Annotated in this window: 14 protein-coding genes and 1 pseudogene; 6 read left to right on the forward strand and 9 right to left on the reverse strand. The window is 40.3% G+C overall.

The genetic code is table 11. The features are described from left to right. The first annotated feature begins 21 nt into the window (after positions 1-21). Positions 22-1677 (forward strand): glycosyltransferase family 39 protein, encoded by a 1656-nt coding sequence (locus RMX98_RS24130; protein ID WP_322678154.1) that lies wholly within the window; start codon positions 22-24, stop codon positions 1675-1677. A gap of 65 nt (positions 1678-1742) precedes the next feature. Here RMX98_RS24130 and RMX98_RS24135 read toward each other — a convergent pair whose 3' ends face one another. From RMX98_RS24135 to RMX98_RS24145, 3 genes and pseudogenes are all read right to left on the reverse strand, one after another. Next, a complete protein-coding gene (locus RMX98_RS24135) occupies positions 1743-2921 on the reverse strand; it encodes an ATP-binding protein (protein WP_322678155.1) in 1179 nt (392 codons plus the stop codon). A 283-nt stretch (positions 2922-3204) separates the two neighbouring features. Beyond that, positions 3205-3428, reverse strand: a pseudogene (locus RMX98_RS24140) (sensor histidine kinase); the annotation flags it as partial. Between the two features lie 168 nt (positions 3429-3596). Then, on the reverse strand, positions 3597-3791 hold the full coding sequence (locus tag RMX98_RS24145) for a hypothetical protein (RefSeq protein WP_322678156.1): 195 nt from the start codon (positions 3789-3791) through the stop codon (positions 3597-3599). A gap of 321 nt (positions 3792-4112) precedes the next feature. On the opposite strand from RMX98_RS24145, the gene RMX98_RS24150 reads away from it, so the two are divergent. Next, positions 4113-4610, forward strand: coding sequence for a GNAT family N-acetyltransferase (locus tag RMX98_RS24150; protein ID WP_322678157.1), 498 nt, complete (start codon positions 4113-4115; stop codon positions 4608-4610). On the opposite strand, the gene RMX98_RS24155 is transcribed toward RMX98_RS24150, so the two are convergent. The 6 genes from RMX98_RS24155 to RMX98_RS24180 all read right to left on the reverse strand — a co-directional run bounded on the left by RMX98_RS24155 (position 4595) and on the right by RMX98_RS24180 (position 11639). After that, positions 4595-4813, reverse strand: coding sequence for a hypothetical protein (locus tag RMX98_RS24155; RefSeq protein WP_409881483.1), 219 nt, complete (start codon positions 4811-4813; stop codon positions 4595-4597). The two genes, RMX98_RS24150 and RMX98_RS24155, sit on opposite strands and share 16 nt — an antisense overlap. 9 nt (positions 4814-4822) lie before the next feature. Further along, entirely contained in the window at positions 4823-5440 is a 618-nt protein-coding gene (locus RMX98_RS24160; RefSeq protein WP_322678158.1) for a class I SAM-dependent methyltransferase, read from the reverse strand. 606 nt (positions 5441-6046) lie between these two features. Beyond that, on the reverse strand, positions 6047-8518 hold the full coding sequence (locus tag RMX98_RS24165; protein ID WP_322681544.1) for an EAL domain-containing protein: 2472 nt from the start codon (positions 8516-8518) through the stop codon (positions 6047-6049). A 21-nt stretch (positions 8519-8539) separates the two neighbouring features. Continuing rightward, on the reverse strand, positions 8540-9622 hold the full coding sequence (locus tag RMX98_RS24170; RefSeq protein ID WP_322681543.1) for a sensor histidine kinase: 1083 nt from the start codon (positions 9620-9622) through the stop codon (positions 8540-8542). Between the two features lie 74 nt (positions 9623-9696). After that, positions 9697-10125 (reverse strand): response regulator, encoded by a 429-nt coding sequence (locus tag RMX98_RS24175; RefSeq protein ID WP_322681542.1) that lies wholly within the window; start codon positions 10123-10125, stop codon positions 9697-9699. A gap of 20 nt (positions 10126-10145) precedes the next feature. Then, positions 10146-11639: a sensor histidine kinase gene (locus RMX98_RS24180; RefSeq protein WP_322681541.1), complete on the reverse strand. Its 1494-nt coding sequence runs from the start codon at positions 11637-11639 to the stop codon at positions 10146-10148. Between the two features lie 1009 nt (positions 11640-12648). Between RMX98_RS24180 and RMX98_RS24185 the strand changes: the two genes are divergently transcribed. The 4 genes from RMX98_RS24185 (at position 12649) to RMX98_RS24200 (ending at position 16263) form a co-directional block, all read left to right on the forward strand. Further along, positions 12649-12936, forward strand: coding sequence for a Mo-dependent nitrogenase C-terminal domain-containing protein (locus tag RMX98_RS24185; RefSeq protein WP_322681540.1), 288 nt, complete (start codon positions 12649-12651; stop codon positions 12934-12936). A gap of 235 nt (positions 12937-13171) precedes the next feature. Beyond that, complete coding sequence (locus RMX98_RS24190) at positions 13172-13846, forward strand: response regulator transcription factor (protein WP_322681539.1); 675 nt, start codon at positions 13172-13174, stop codon at positions 13844-13846. Between the two features lie 331 nt (positions 13847-14177). Continuing rightward, complete coding sequence (arsM, locus tag RMX98_RS24195; RefSeq protein WP_322681538.1) at positions 14178-15146, forward strand: arsenosugar biosynthesis arsenite methyltransferase ArsM; 969 nt, start codon at positions 14178-14180, stop codon at positions 15144-15146. A gap of 157 nt (positions 15147-15303) precedes the next feature. Beyond that, positions 15304-16263 carry an inorganic phosphate transporter gene (locus tag RMX98_RS24200; RefSeq protein WP_322681537.1) on the forward strand — a complete coding sequence of 320 codons (960 nt, stop codon included), beginning with the start codon at positions 15304-15306 and terminating at the stop codon, positions 16261-16263. Positions 16264-16310: the final 47 nt, after the last annotated feature.

Genomic DNA, 16310 nt, shown 5'->3' on the forward strand with positions numbered 1-16310 from the left:
AATTATTGGGAAAAATTACTTATGCGCCATCTCAAATTTGCTCCGAGTTGGTTGCGATTTTTAATTATTTTCTTATTGGCAATGGGTATATTGTTTCGCTTTTCTAACCTTGATGGAAAAGTTTACTGGCATGATGAAACTTACGCCTCATTGCGGATTTCTGGCTACACAATTAATGAAGCAAAAAAGCAACTTTTTAATAATCGTGTCATTAGCAAAGAAAGCTTTGCCCAGTTTCAAGGTGCAAATCCAGAAAAAAATTTAAATGACACAATTATGTCTTTAGCAAAACAAGATTCTCAACATCCACCGTTGTATTACATAATAGCCAGATTGTGGATGGAAGTCTTTGGTAATTCGGTGACGGCGATTAGAAGTTTATCTGCCTGTATTAGTTTGCTGGTTTTCCCTTGTGTTTATTGGCTATGCCGAGAATTATTTAATGTGCCATTATCGGTTCCTGGTGTAGCGATCGCACTTATGGCCATCTCTCCAATTCACTTAGTATACGCCCAAGAAGCACAAGAATATATTCTTTGGTTAGTTACAATTTTACTATCTAGTGCGTCTCTCCTGCGAGCTATGCGGGTAGAAGATGAGCTAGCAAAAGAACGACAACGACCAGATTTATTTGCTATCTGGAGCCTTTATGCAGTAACTTTAGCAATCAGCCTTTATACATCTCTTTGGAGTGCATTTGTAGCACTTGCTCACGGAATTTATGTGATAATTGCTGCCAAATTTGGGTTTACTGAAACTGTTAGAACTTATCTAATAACATCACTCGTAGCTTTTTTAGCCTTCATGCCTTGGATAACAGTTGCGATCGGTGAATTTTTTCAATTTTTGATTTCAGCGGATAAAACAACCGCACAGCCATCTTTAATACCTATATTTCCATTTTTACTAATGCAGTTAAGCCGGATATTTTTTGATATAGATATTAGTTACGAAAATTATCTGGGCTATTTAATTATACCAGCTTTGTTAACTTTGGTAGGATATTCAATTTATTTTATCTGTCAAACAACTAGCTATAAAGTTTGGTCTTTTATCATCATATTAATTGTGATACCAGCATTACCCCTAATAATGCCAGATTTAATTTCTGGGGATATACGATCTTCTATCGAACCATATTTAATACCATCTTATTTAGGAATCCAAATAGGTGTTGCTTATCTACTAACTACACAGTTATATAATGGGAGCGTATCACGTCGGAGCATTTGGCACATAATCATGGCATTAGTGATTATTTGTGGTCTGATTTCTTTTAAGGTGAGTTCCCAAGCAGAAACTTGGTGGAATAAGGGTATGAACTATAATAATCCACAAGTTGCCCAAATCATCAATCAGACGACTAGTCCGCTTTTGATTAGTAATGCTTTGGGCAATAATTATGGGAATGTATTTTCTTTAAGCTATCTTTTGGAATCAAAAGTACGATTTCTTTTGGTGAATAATCAAAACCCTCCCAAAATTCCTGATAGTTTTAGTGATGTGTTTTTACTGAATCCTTCAGATACTTGGCGCGAAACAATAGAAAAAAAGTATAAATTAAAAACAGATATTGTTTATAGTGATAACTATTATTCGCTATGGAAATTGGTTAAAACTCGTAATTTGCGCCAACGTAATATCTCACTTAATAATAAACTACCTGCTAGTTTATAGTAGAAAAACATGCCCAATGCACCATACCCAACAATTATATAGAGTATTTTAATTCATTTGCTTAATCATTGCAGTGGCAGAGTCACAATTACTGTAGTACCAACACCCTGCTCACTTTCTAATTGAATATAGCCACCATGTAGCTCCACACATTTTTTAACTATAGTAAGTCCTAATCCTGTTCCTTGAATTACACCCACATTACTGGCGCGATAGAAGGTTTGAAACAGGCGGGTTTGGTCTTTGAGAGGAATGCCCATTCCCCGATCTCTTACCTGGAAAGTTGCGAGGCTATCTTTGCAAATCAAATCAAACCAAATAGTGTCATGTTGAGGGGAATATTTGATGGCATTGGAAATCAAATTGGTTAAGATACAATTTAGTAAGTCTTCATCAATTTGCGCTTGAGTCGGTTCTCCTTGAAAAGTAAAAATAATTTGATGTTTGCTCCCTGCATTGATTTGAAAAATATCTGTGAGTTCGCTACAAAAGTTCTCTAAATTTAAAAGTGTAGGTTTGCATTCAAGTTTGGCTGCTTCCGTTTTACTCAAGAATAATATCTCATCTAAGAGATGAAGCATCTGATTAATAGCATTTTGGATTCGCTCAAAATATTTAGTTCTCCGGTCATTAGTTATTTTATCGTTGTTATATTCTAAGATATCTACAGCCGTCTGAATCGTAGTCATAGGAGTGCGAAACTCGTGGGAAACCATTGCGATAAAGTTCGACTTTAATTCGTTGAGTTCCTGTTCTTTTGCCAGTGCTTGACGGGTGCGTTCTTCACTTTCCCGTAATTGGTTAAGAATTTCGCTCCTTTCAATGGCATAGCGAATGGCACGCACTAACCGTTGTATATTTATTTGATCTTTAACTAGATAGTCTTGTGCGCCTTCTGCTAATGCTTGCAATGCTAAATCTTCATCATCAAGACCTGTTAATACCACAACTGGGATGTCAGATACTGCTGCCCGAAATTCTTTCAACGTGTCCAGTCCAATAGAGTCTGGGAGACCGAGGTCTAACAAAACTAAGTCGAATCTGCGTTGCTTTCGACTCGCTATGTGAGAATTATCAAGGGTGGAAGCGGAGTTTTCCGTGCTAGCATCTATTGCCTCAGATAGCCGTTCAACATGTAATATCTGCCATTGTTCTTGATCTGTATGTAATAATATCCGGCGTAGCAGATTGGCATCACTTGAACTATCTTCTACTAATAGAATGTGAATTGTGAGCTTTTCCATAGTACAGGGTTATATCAATTTGTTAGATAATCACCTGATTTTCTATTTGTCAGATAGGGCTTAATTATTTAGTGTTGTAAGTCGTTCATGGCACTTTCACTATTTTCAATCCAATGCAAGTCGTTGGCGATTTGAGCATTTAAAAAGCCTTTGATGGTTAGGTTAGCATCACTAGGAGAGCCTTCAACTAGTAAGACTTCAATGGGTCACAATGCCTGATGATAAATCATGCTGTTACTAAGATGATACTAAGCATATATTTAGTATATATACTAAAGATACCTTAATTTGCGTTGAGAGTAAGATAAAATACTGATCCTGCGCCCGGTTCTGACTCAGCCCAGATGCGATCGCCATACCGCTCATTTTTTTGCAAATAGCTAGACCAATGCCTGTACCAGGAAATTCTCAACGAGTATGGAGATAGCGGAAAACCTCCAAAATTCGCTCAAGATACTGAGGCTTAATACCGATGCCATTATCCTGTACCCAGATGAGCCATTCGGAAGTAATTTTGGCAAAGAGTCATGGGTGATAATGGCTTTGCTTTGAGCGATCGCTACACTAAACAAGTGGAGATGTAGTGTAATACCACATCTCCACTCAAATTTACTGTATTGGGGTTACAACAAAAGACCCCACAAGCTGATTAAAAGTTGGGAAAGTTCAAACTAATTAACGTGACTCAGTTCCTTGATTGGGGCTACCTGCTACACCATCGTTTTCTGGTGCTTCTGGAGTAGCAGTAGATTTAGCATCACTCTTTTCCGCATCACCAGTTTTGCGGATACTTTCGTCGATAGGGGTTTCGCTGTTAGGAGAAGCAGTAGACGCAGCTTGTTCGTTATTAGATTTTTGTTGTTCAGCCATGATTACATCCCTAATTATTTATCCTTGGGATTATCTTAAAAAATTAGGAGTATCGGTGCATCTATCTAGAATATAGTTATGGCTGATTCCTCCCTCTATCATAAGTATTGTTTTGTACTACTCATGTCTGCTGACAAAAATCCATAAATATAGAAGTTGTTAACCTGAGAACCCTTGCTATGGTTAATGGATAACCTAGAAGGGGCTTTATCTCCGAGATGCTTTTAAAATTGCTTTATTGATAGTTGCCAAGAAATGACAAATAATCTGACTGAATAATATGGTGTGATGATTATGATACAAACTATCAAAGTCTAATTAATGAACCAGAGCAATCTATCGTTACCATCTGGATGTATCCTTCGCAAGGCAATTTCTGCGGATCAGTGGTCGATTCGATTGCTGGTATTTTCAGCGAAACTCGACCCAACTCAATTAAATTGGCAGCAATTTTGGGTAATTGAATGCAATGATCATCTTGTAGCTTGCGGACAATTACGTAACTTTTCAGGGGCACAAGAACTTGGTAGTTTGGTGGTTGCTTCTGCTTGGAGAGGTCGCGGTTTGGGTACTTTGCTAACGCAGCATTTGATTAATACAGCAACGCAACCACTTTATTTGGAATGCTTAGGCCAGCAACTGGCGCAATTTTATAGTCGGTTTGATTTTGTGCCAATATCTTTTGAAGACTTACCACAATTTCCACAGACAAGAGGATTGTCTACGCTCAAGGAAAAATTTAGATTCTCGCAGTTAGCTAAAAAGTTGCTCAAAGTTCCTGTGGTGTTTATGAAATATCAAGGTCAGACTAATTCGTAATTCGTAATACTTCGGTTACGCGGTTCCTGAGCGACTTGTGCCGAGCGTATCGCTAAAGCGAAAGCTCCGCTAACGCGTAGCGTCTCGTAGAGAAGTCGAGGTAAGTCGAAGGGCAGTACAAGTTCGTAATTCGTAATTCGTAATTTAATATATACAGAACAAGGCTTGATACAAGATGTTTCCAACCCTTTACTGTCACCCATTCCCCATTTTCAAATTGCAGGTTTAGCAAAAATCGTTAGTAAGACAGGCCCTAGCAAATAATGGTGATTCAAACACAATAGCCCAGCAGAGGAGCCAAGAAATTGACGGTAATTAGGGCTGTAGAGTCTAATTCCAAGGGGAGAGATTGGCAATAATTGAGGTTCTGTCTCTTTTTGGAAGGTAAAATCAACCAAGTAGAAACGTCCACCGGGAGAAAGTACCCGTGCGATTTCACTAACTACCTGTTTTGGTTCTAAATAGTGCAAGAAGCTAATAGTGCTGAAAACAGCATCAAATTGGCCATCAGCAAAGGGAAGAGACTCAGCTTTACCCTCAATATAAATTAAACGTGGACGGTGGCGGTTGCTTTGTCTTGCAACCCGCAACATATTAGCAGATAAATCCAATCCGGTAGCTCGCAAATCGGGAAACTGAGTAGCAAGGCGCTCAAGTAAGCGACCAGTACCACAGCCGATATCAAGTACATTTGCGAATTTTGGTAATTCGACGTACTCCAGCAACCGTTTGTGAACAGCTCGATAAAACACTGAAGGAAAGAGCCAGTCGTAACTTGGCGCCCATCGGTCAAAAAGTAGCTTTTTATTACTGAAAAAGTTATCAGTCATTACTTTTCGCAGCTTCCTTAAAGCTTGATGCTTTTTTTTGCTAAGTTTAGCTGCGCCTCCAAGAATTTGGTTCACAATACAAGTTAACTATAGCGATTCTGAATTGATTGTATAGCACAAGCCTTGGTAGTTAGTAGGACATCATCTGTTGATAAAACTTAGACACAAAAAGACTTTTCACCCAGTCCCTTGCTATAATACCAGGCTTTTGTCAGGTTAGTTATACTAAGTTAACGTGAGTTCGATGAACCTCTCCCGGACAACCTCCCTCTCCCACGGGGAAAGGGAGGAGCAACGAGAAATTAGAGTTTTGGCTCCCTTCTCCGACACGGTTACGGTGTACACACAAGTTTCTTAACTGCAATGGCATTGCATAGAATAACAATGGCATTGCATCAAATAACAATGGAATTGCATCGAATAACAATGGAATTGCATAGAATAACAATGCTATTTCTCTCGTTCCGATACTTTGTATGAGAATGAGTTAAGCCCAATCAAGCTAGGTTTTTAAAACTTGTGTGTACACCGTAGCTCCCACACGGAGAGGGGTTGGGGGAGAGGTCAAAAAAGGACTTGTCGAACTCACGTTAAGTTAAAGACTAGCTAGCATCTAGGTTCAATGCTAGATACAATTAATCTCTCTACCGACATGCTATCCAGGGGTTTGGAGAAAAAATATCCCTGTGCATATTTGCATTTCATGGCTCTAAGTTGTGCCAGTTGCTCCAGTGTTTCTACGCCCTCTGCGATTACATCTATATTTAGACTCTGTGCTAGGGTGACGATCGCTTGAACAATCTCTAAGTTTTCTCCATTAGCACCAATCTTACTAATAAAGGAACGATCAATCTTCAAGGCATTGCTTGGAAAGCGGTGCAAGTAACTCAAGGATGAATAGCCTATACCAAAATCATCTAAGTGTAATTGGATATTCATCTGTTGCAGTTGCAAAAGCATAAAAGTTGCTAATTGAATATTTTCCATTAGTACGCTTTCGGTAATCTCCAGCTTTAAACTGCCAGCTTCCAAACCAGTCTCCTGCATAATTTGGTTAATTTGTTCAATCAGTCCGGGTTGTGAAAACTGTTTAGTAGAAAGATTTACACTGATTGTTAAAGGTGAGTCAGTAGGAAATTGTATTTGCCAAGCACGCATCTGACGACAAGCCTCACCTAGTACCCAATAACCAATAGGGATAATTAGTCCAGTTTCTTCTGCCAAGGGAATAAAGTTCTCTGGAGCAATTAATCCGTGTTGCGGGTGCTGCCAACGAACGAGAGCCTCGAAGCCAATAACTTTGTAAGTTTCTAATAAAACAATTGGCTGGTAGTAAACCAAAAACTCCTGGCGTTCAACTGCCCGTCGTAAATCCATCTCTAACTCTAATAGCTGCGTTACTTGGGTATACATGGTTGAGTCAAATATCTCATGGCGTGCCTTACCCAATGCCTTAGCGCGATACATTGCAATGTCAGCATCGCGCAAGAGTTCTTCCGGTCGGTTGTAACCACCCTTGCTCAAAGCGATACCAATGCTGACGGTGGTAAATACCTCGTACCCACTGAGTTGGAACGCAGATGTCAGAGCTTCGTGTATCCGCTCCACCACGCTTGTTACGTCATTAATGTTTTTGAGATCGTCAAGCAAAATTGTAAACTCGTCTCCCCCTAGACGGGCAACTGTGTCTCCAGAGCGCAGGCAATTCTCCAATCTGCGAGCAAGGGCAGTTAGGAGTTGATCGCCAATCATGTGACCGAGACTGTCGTTGACAACTTTGAAGCGATCTAAATCTAAAAATAGAACAGCGAATGTATAGTTTGCACGTCGTTTTGCCAGCATGAGCGCCCGCTCTAGCCGTTCCATAAATAAGGCACGGTTTGGCAGACCGGTTAGTATATCGTGAAAGGCATCATGAATTAATTGCGCCTCCGCGAGTTTTAGAGCAGTAATATTACGAGAAATACTTAATACAAAATATACTGAACCATCGCTAGCCAATTCAGGTACAAGACGGGTATGGTAATGTTTTGTTTGGGAGGCGATCGCTAAACTGCATTCAAACTCTGTTTCTTGCTTAGTTTGAAAAACTTGCTGAAGTTTACGATCGCATATCCGGCAAAATTCTTCCGGCAGATTTAACTCTGCGTTTGTTTTGCCAATAAATGTTTCGGCTGATATTCTTGTAACCTTTTCAATAGCTGGATTAACGTAAACGTAGCGCAATTGATTGTTAAATCTGGAAATAATATCAGGTGCATTTTCAATTAGTGCTTTAAATTCTTGCTGGCGACGCGCTAGTGCTTCCAGAATTTGCTTGCGCTCGGTAATATCCTGAAAGACCAAAACTGCACCCATGATGTTACCGTTGTCATCTTTAATCGGTGCGATACTATCATCAATTGGTATTTCTGTACCGTTTTTAGCAATAAGTATTCTCTGTTCTGGTAGAGCGACAGTAATGCCCGATTGAACAACTCGCGTTACCGGATTTTCAATTTCTATACGAGTTTTTTCATGAGCAATGTTGAATACTTCTGTTGTTTCTTTACCAAATGCATCTGAATAATTCCAGCCCGTGAGTTCCTCCGCAATAGGATTCATGAAGGTTACAGTTCCAGATTCGTCGCTAGTAATTACAGCATCTCCAATGCTTTTAAGTACAGTAGTCAGCCATTGTTCATTCTGTTTTAACTTTTTTTCCGTCCGATGTTTAGAAAGAGTAATTTCAATAGTAAACTTTAATTCTTTTTCTTTAAATGGCTTAAGAATGTAACCAAATGGTTCTGTTACCTTGGCTCGATTCAACGTTGATTCATCGGCATTAGCAGTAAGATATATGACTGGAATTTTAAAAAGATTATTAATTATCTGAGCGGCCTCCACACCGTCCATATTTCCTTTGAGGTGAATATCCATTAAAACTAAATCTAAAGAATCATTTCCTGCTTTTTTAATTGCTTCTTCTCCAGAATCGGCAAGCCCCATAACAGTGTATCCAAATTTTCGTAGCCGACTTTGTATATCCATTGCCACGATGAATTCATCTTCAACAACTAATATATTTACTGGGTTCATATTTTTATTTAAGTTATAAATTTATAAAACTATATTCGGGAATATAATTTTATATTTAACTCCATTATGACTGCTAAAATCGATATTGCCTTGGATTTGATGTGTTAGACCTTTTACTAATCGTAGCCCTAATGTTTCTGTAGCTTGAAAATCAAAATCTGGTGCAAAACCGACACCGTTATCACTGATAGTAAGTGTAAATAAATTTTCTTCTATAGAGCAAAATTCAATATAAATTTCTCCCGGTTCTCTTTGAGGAAAGGCATATTTTAGGGAATTTGAAATAAGTTCATTAATAATCAAGCCACAAGGAATAGCTGCATCAATGACTAGAAAAACCTCCTCAACGTTCATTTTCAAGGTAATAGCGCTGGAATTAACGTTGTATGAATAAAATAAATTAGTTACTAAATCTCGGATATAGTCAGCAAAATTAATTCTAGCCAAGTCTTGAGATTGATACAGTTTCTCGTGGATTAGAGCCATTGATTCAATCCGATTCTGGCTATCTTTGAATACCTCAATGGCTTGATTGTCCTTGAGATATTCTGCTTGCAGGTTGAGCAGACTAGAAATAATCTGCAAATTATTTTTGACCCGGTGATGGATTTCTTTCAATAGCACCTCTTTTTCTTGAAGAGATGCTTTAATTTGCTCCTCTGCTTGTTTACGCTCCCGCCTTATCTGTGCCTCACGCAACTCCCGTGCAACAGCAGGGATAAGTCGCGCTAACTTGCCTTTGATGATATAGTCATGAGCGCCAGCTTTCATGGCGGCTACTGCGGTATCTTCACCAATTGTGCCTGAGACAATAATGAATGGCAAGTCAAGTCCACTTTCCTTGACCTGCTTTAATGCAGCAGGAGCGCTAAAGGTGGGCATGGAATAATCGCAGATGACGATATCCCATGTTTGCTCTGCGATGGGCGTTGGCGAAGCCTCTCGGAGAGAAGCCCCGCCAACGCCCATCGCAGCTTTCATAGCTGTGGGTGTATCAACTCTTTCAAAGGTTACTTCATAGCCACCGCGTTGCAGTTCACGCAGCAGCAAGAAAGCGTCATCTTCTGAATCCTCAACAAGTAATACGCGCAGTGGTATACCCATGTAATTCGTAATTTGTAATTCGTAATTCAGAAAGTCAGCCTTGCATCCATAACCTGATTTGGAGGATTAGTAAGCTATACCCTCGGCGGTGATTCGTTTAAGACAAACCAGTACAACCCTAGTTGTCGCACTGCTTCACTGAATTGGGAAAAATCTACTGGTTTGCGAACATAGCTGTTGGCACCCAAGCTGTAACCATTGATTAAGTCTTGTTCCTCCTTGGATGAAGTGAGAATCACCACAGGAAGGATTTTTGTCCTATCATCGGTTCGCAGTTGTCGCAAAACTTCCAGACCATCCATTTTAGGCAACTTCAAATCTAGGAGGATAAGATGGGGCATAAGGCTCATGTCGCGATCGGCATAAACACCTTTACCAAAGAGATAATCTAAGGCTTCTACCCCATCGCGTGCTACTACCACCTCGTTCATAATGTTATTTTTTTTCAGTGCCCGTAAGGTTAACGCTTCATCGTCAGGATTGTCTTCTACTAATAGAATCATGTTGTATATTTTCCTTATAGTTAAAGGGTGAAGTAAAATGTTGCGCCTTGCTCCACTGCGCTTTCAGCCCAGACACGGCCACCATGACGGTGAACAATACGCTGCACAGTAGCTAATCCGATGCCAGTGCCTTCAAACTCAGTCATGGCGTGCAGGCGTTGAAAAGCACCGAAGAGTTTCTCAACATAAGCCATATCGAAGCCTGTGCCGTCATCACGGACAAAATATACAGGGGTTTTATCTTGCTCTAAAAGCCCAAATTCTATCCGTGCTTTTTGATGTTTTCCTGTAAACTTCCACGCATTACCCAGCAGGTTTTCTAGCACAATCCGTAACAGATGAGTATCACCATTAGTAACCAATCCTGGCGTAATGATAAACTCCACTTGGCGTTCTGGTTGGGTTTTGTGCAACTCTGTAGCGATCGCTTCCACTAGTGCGCTCAGATCAACCTTTTCACAACGCATTTCACTGCGCGTCAATCGTGACAGATTCAGTAAATCATCGATCAGTTGTGCCATTCGCTGGGTGGCTGCACGCACTCGCTGGAGGTAATTTTGACCTAGTGCGTCGAGGTTATCACTATAATCTTCTAGTAGTGCTTGGCTAAAGCCGTCAATGCTCCGCAAGGGGGTTCGCAGGTCGTGAGACACAGAATAACTAAATGCTTCTATCTCTTTGTTAGTGGCTTCGAGTTGTGCTGTGCGTTCGGCGACTCGCTGTTCAAGCTGGACGTTCAGGCGCAGAATCTCTGACTCTGCCTTTTTGCGCTCATTAATTTCAGTTTGCAATTCTTCGTTAGTGTTTCTCAGTTCAGCAGTCTGTTTGCTAACCTCTATTTCTAACTCATCGCGAGCTTTTTGTAGAGAAATTTCCATCCGCTTGCGTTTGACGAGTTCCTGATTGGTGATCGTGGTTGCTAAACCGACGATCGCAGAAGCAATAATGCTGCCAAAAATAGTCAGCAAAGTTGTTTGATGAGCGCTGATGTTTGCCTCTATCGACCTCTGTTTCAATAACTCATTCTCTTCGTTCTCCATACCTGTAGTCAGCATTCGGATCTCTTCCATGATCTGCTGACCCTGATCTGTCTGAATTATTTGCAGCGCGGACTCTAAATTTTTGCTCCTGGCGTTAATCGCCTGTTTCATCAAAACTAGTTTTCTGACAATCAGGGGTTCAAGGCGATCGAGCCGTCGCTGTTGATTGGGGTTATCCGCAGTTAATTGGCGCAGAACCTTAACTTTCTGAGTAATCTCGCTAGTTGCAGTGCGATAGGGTTCTAGATAACGTTCTTTGCCCGTGAGAAGATAGCCTCGTTGTCCAGTCTCTGCATCTTTGATCTGTGACATTACTTCTTTTGTCTTTTCTAGCACCTCGCGTGTGTGTGTAACCCATTGAGCGTTTTCTCTATACTGAAGCAAACTAAGATACGAGACTACGCCAACACCAGCCATAATTGCGACTGCTATTACAAAACTGCCCGTATTCTTTTTGTAAATAGCCCATTCCATTTTTTACCTTCCTAGTTGAAAAAGTAGCTGCTGACTAAAGTGGTAAAAACGGTGAGCCAGTGCTGTAGAGCGATAATAGTCGCTCTCTACTGGCTGTCTTCTCTACGAGAGGTTGCGCCAATGAGACGCTTTGCGAATGCAGCGTTAGCGCCGTTAGGATTGTCACGCGTTCTTGTCTCTGGAGGAGAAAGGTGACTAGTAGCCCCACTACTTACTCGTCATAGTCTTAGTAACTCATATCAAGTTTCTTAACTTTGAGAGCGAATTAGCTCTAATAAAGTAAAGGATATCTATATTAGTTAATGATTGTGAGCGTATATTTTCTGAGACATAGGAAGGCAAATAATAAGTTTTGTTCAATTATTCTGCATATTTCCGCAGCCATCTTCACTAGATTTACGCTTGCATAAATTATGCTAATGTGATATGCGTTTACAGTAATTATACTTAAAAAAGTTAGCTATTATTAGCTTGATATTAACTTGATTGCTTAAGAACTGAGATTAAAAAAGACATAAAGTACTATCAGTAAACCAAAAAATTTTGCATCGTTAAGGGATTCAGACAAAATGTTTGTCAAATAGTATCACTTTCAATACAGTTCGGATAAGCATTTTGAACTCAGAATAGGGTTTGGGGAAAAGGGTACTGGATTTGGGTTAAAGGTTTTTTATTCCCCTTTCCCCTTTAACCGAACCGTATTGGTATCACTTTGCTGAAAAGCGTTGTTGTGTATGCATTTCAGTCCTATAGTTTTATATTGCTAACGTCTGCTAACTAGTATTAGCAAGTATATAGCCCACCAAATTTTAGTTTCGCGTTGGTTTTTCAATCTGACGTGAAAAGTGAGGACAAATTATCAGGAACTGTAGGACTTGAATGTGTAGTTAATAGTGTGCCAAAGAACAAGCAATAAGTGCATAAAACTACAAAATCTAACTGTATTTAATTTATAAAGGTTCAAATACAACAAACTCAATCTAATTTGAAATTATCAAGGTGAAAAATTATGACAAGCTTTATTCAAACCCCATTACACAATGATTTACTGCACCCAGTCCGTGAATGGTTAGAAACAATAGAAATTCATAACTCCAAATTGGCTCATTTCTTGTGCAAAGCTATTCCTGCTCAGTGTCCCTTTGAGCGAGACATCACGCTGTTTGGTCGGAAGTTGTTTCACATTCCACCAATGTGCAAATTAAATCCTCTATACGAGGAGGTGGTTGGTTTGCGTTTTAAAGCACTTTGTTATCTTGCCGATGAATGCGGTGAAGATGTCACAGCCTATTGCTAATAGCCAGTTGGATCGTTATTTGATCGAGCAGCGATGCCTTCTCTACAAGACGCTACGCGAACGGCGGGCACAGCCGACGCAAATTGCAGACTTACGGTTGTTACTTACTCAGGTTTATACTAAGCTAACGTACACCTAATTAGATGTTTGGCTATTAAGTAGCTGACACCTCGAAGACAGTGTTTCCAGACCGTATTCTTGCTTACCGTATCCTGCTGAAATCATTAACATCATCATGACGCACATCTTACTGGTTGAAGATGAAGTCAAACTGGCACGATTTGTCGAATTGGAATTGAATTATGAAGGCTATCAAGTCAGTGTTGCCTACGATGGATTAACTGCACTCACCGCAGCGCGAGAGTTACATCTAGATTTAGTAATTTTAGACTGGATCTTACCTGGTTTGTCGGGGTTGGAAATTTGCCGCCGCCTGCGAAGTATTGTTGATAAAGTGCCGATAATCTTATTAACCGTCAAAGATGAAGTGAGCGATCGCATTGCAGGCTTAGAGGCTGGTGCTGATGATTACCTCGTTAAACCCTTCAGTGTTGATGAATTATTAGGTAGAGTCAGTGTTCACCTGCGAAGAAGCCACCAAGCAGGGGCCGCAGATGTTTTAGAATTTGAAGACCTAAGTTTAAATCGTCGCACACGGGAAGTGTATCGAGATCGGCGGTTAATTGAGTTAACTGCTAAGGAATTTGATTTACTAGAATATTTACTGGCCCATCCGCGACAGATAATTACCTGCGATCGCATTTTAGAGGAAGTCTGGGGCTATAACTTCATGGGCGATGCTAACACCATTGAAGCTTATATTCGCTACTTGCGCCTGAAACTTGAAGCCAATAACGAAAAGTGCCTCATTCAAACTGTGAACGGTGTTGGCTACACATTGCGTGATTGAATTGGGCAATTGGGATTGAAAAGAGGCAGAGGGGCAGAGGGGCAGAGCGGAAAAACTTACTGCCACTTCTCCTCTGCTCCCCTGCTCCCCTGCTCCCCTGCTCCCCTGCCCCTCTGCTCCCCTGCTCAAGCGCAGGCTTAATCAAGATGTGGTGAGAAATCCGGGTTTTCTATGCTCCCTCTACCTTCCAGTGTCAAATAACGGGAAAATGCCAAATTTTTCTATTTTAGGAATATTTGAAGTTTTTGGCAATCTCAGCAAAAACTCATCCAACTCAGAGCTAATTATACTAGGATGCACAAAGCTGTCATCGTCTAAAATCTAAAATTGCATGACCTATCTAGAAACCGCAGCACAATTCTACCGCGAAGTTGCCCAGACCCCGCAAGTTGGACTTTGTTGTGTGCAAAGTACGCCCCTGCGATTACCAGGATTAAAAATTCCTTTGCCAATGCAAGAAATGAATTATGGTTGTGGTACCACTGTTCACCCTACGGAACTAGGAAACCAACCTACTGTACTGTATGTTGGCGTTGGGGGCGGCTTAGAAGCCTTGCAATTCGCTTATTTTTCCCGCTATGCAAGTGCTGTAATTGCCGTTGAACCAGTTGAGGCTATGCGGGAAGCAGCCACACGTAATCTAGAAATTGCTGCTCAAGAAAACCCTTGGTTTGACACCAGCTTTGTAGAAATTCGCGAAGGTGATGCTTTTAACTTACCTGTTGCTGATGCTAGCGTTGATATCGTGGCCCAGAATTGCCTTTTCAACATCTTTGAACCAGAAGATTTAACTCGTGCTTTAAAAGAAGCATATCGGGTATTAAAACCAGGTGGACGCTTGCAGATGAGCGATCCCATAGCGACTTTTCCAATTCCAGCACATCTTCAACAAGATGAGCGACTGAGAGCTATGTGTTTATCAGGCGCACTTACATATCAACAGTATACTGAACGGATTATAAATGCTGGTTTTGGTCAAGTTGAAATTCGTGCCCGTCGTCCTTACCGTCTCTTAGATTCACAGACTTATAATTTAGAAGAAAATCTACTTTTAGAAAGTCTGGATTCTGTTTCTTTTAAAGTTTTAATTCCAGAAGATGGTGCTTGCATTTTTACGGGTAAAACAGCAATTTATGCTGGTTCAGAACCATTTTTTGATGATTCAGCAGGTCATGTACTTCAGCGAGGTATTCCCGCAGCAGTGTGTGACAAAACGGCTGCTAAACTTGCTGCAATCAAGCCAGTAGAAATTATTGTTACCAATTCAACTTGGCACTATAGCGGTGGTGGTTGCTGTTAATTTGTTCAGACAGGATTCAGGTTTCAGTAGCAAAGCTTCCGGCTTTGAAGCACCAGTCATAATCCAGAATAATTCTGTGTGACTGGGAAATTAATGCACAATTCAAATACTTCAATAATTTAGTTCTGGATTCTGATTTCTCCTTATAAACCCCGAAATGTTGTTAATTATTCTGTTTTTAGCTACACTTTTTTTAGCATATTCAAATGGTGCTAATGACAATTTTAAAGGTGTAGCAACGTTGTTTGGTAGCAGAACAAGTAGCTATCAAACAGCAATTTTGTGGGCAACTTTTACAACTTTTGCTGGTGCAATAACGGCAACTTTTTTAGCACAGACACTAATTAAAAACTTTTCTGGAAAAGGACTATTACCTGATGCGATCGCTAATGCCCCAGAGTTTCATATCGCAGTAGCGATCGCTAGTGGTTTAACTGTACTTATTGCTACTTTCATGGGGTTTCCCATTTCCACTACTCACAGTTTAACAGGTGCGATTGTTGGCGCTGGATTAGTTGCGATCGGACTGCAACTTAATTTTGCTGCTTTGGGAACTTCCTTTATTTTGCCTTTACTACTCAGTCCAATCATGGCTATTCCTTTGTCCGCAGGAATTTACAGCTTATCTGGTTATATTAATTCCAAATGGCATCTACAAGTCAACCAAAAAATGATTGATACTTGTCATTTTATTAGCGCTGGAATTGTCAGTTTTGCTAGAGGATTAAATGATACTCCTAAAATTGTTTCACTCATTCTGATTATTGAGTATTTTTCGATTCAGGGAGGTATGATCACAATAGCGATCGCAATGGCACTTGGCGGTTTACTCAACTCCCAAAAGATTGCTGTCACCATGAGTGAAAAGATTGCCTCCATGAATGATGCTCAAGGCTTATCAGCAAATATAGTAACCGGAATTTTAGTTATTGCAGCTAGTCGGTTTGGGCTTCCGGTTTCTACCACTCACGTTTCGGTTGGTTCAATTTTTGGTGTAGGATTGATTAGCAGAAACGCCAATAGACGTGTTTTTTATCAGATTCTACTATCGTGGATTTTAACTTTACCAACTGCTGCAATTATTAGTGGAATAACTTACAGGTTATTGCAAGGTTAGAAAAATTGTCTAAATATATTTGTGCAGTTTTTAAGGACTTGTAAATC

The organism is Nostoc sp. DedQUE02 (genome assembly GCF_034531035.1).
GTDB lineage: Bacteria > Cyanobacteriota > Cyanobacteriia > Cyanobacteriales > Nostocaceae > Nostoc.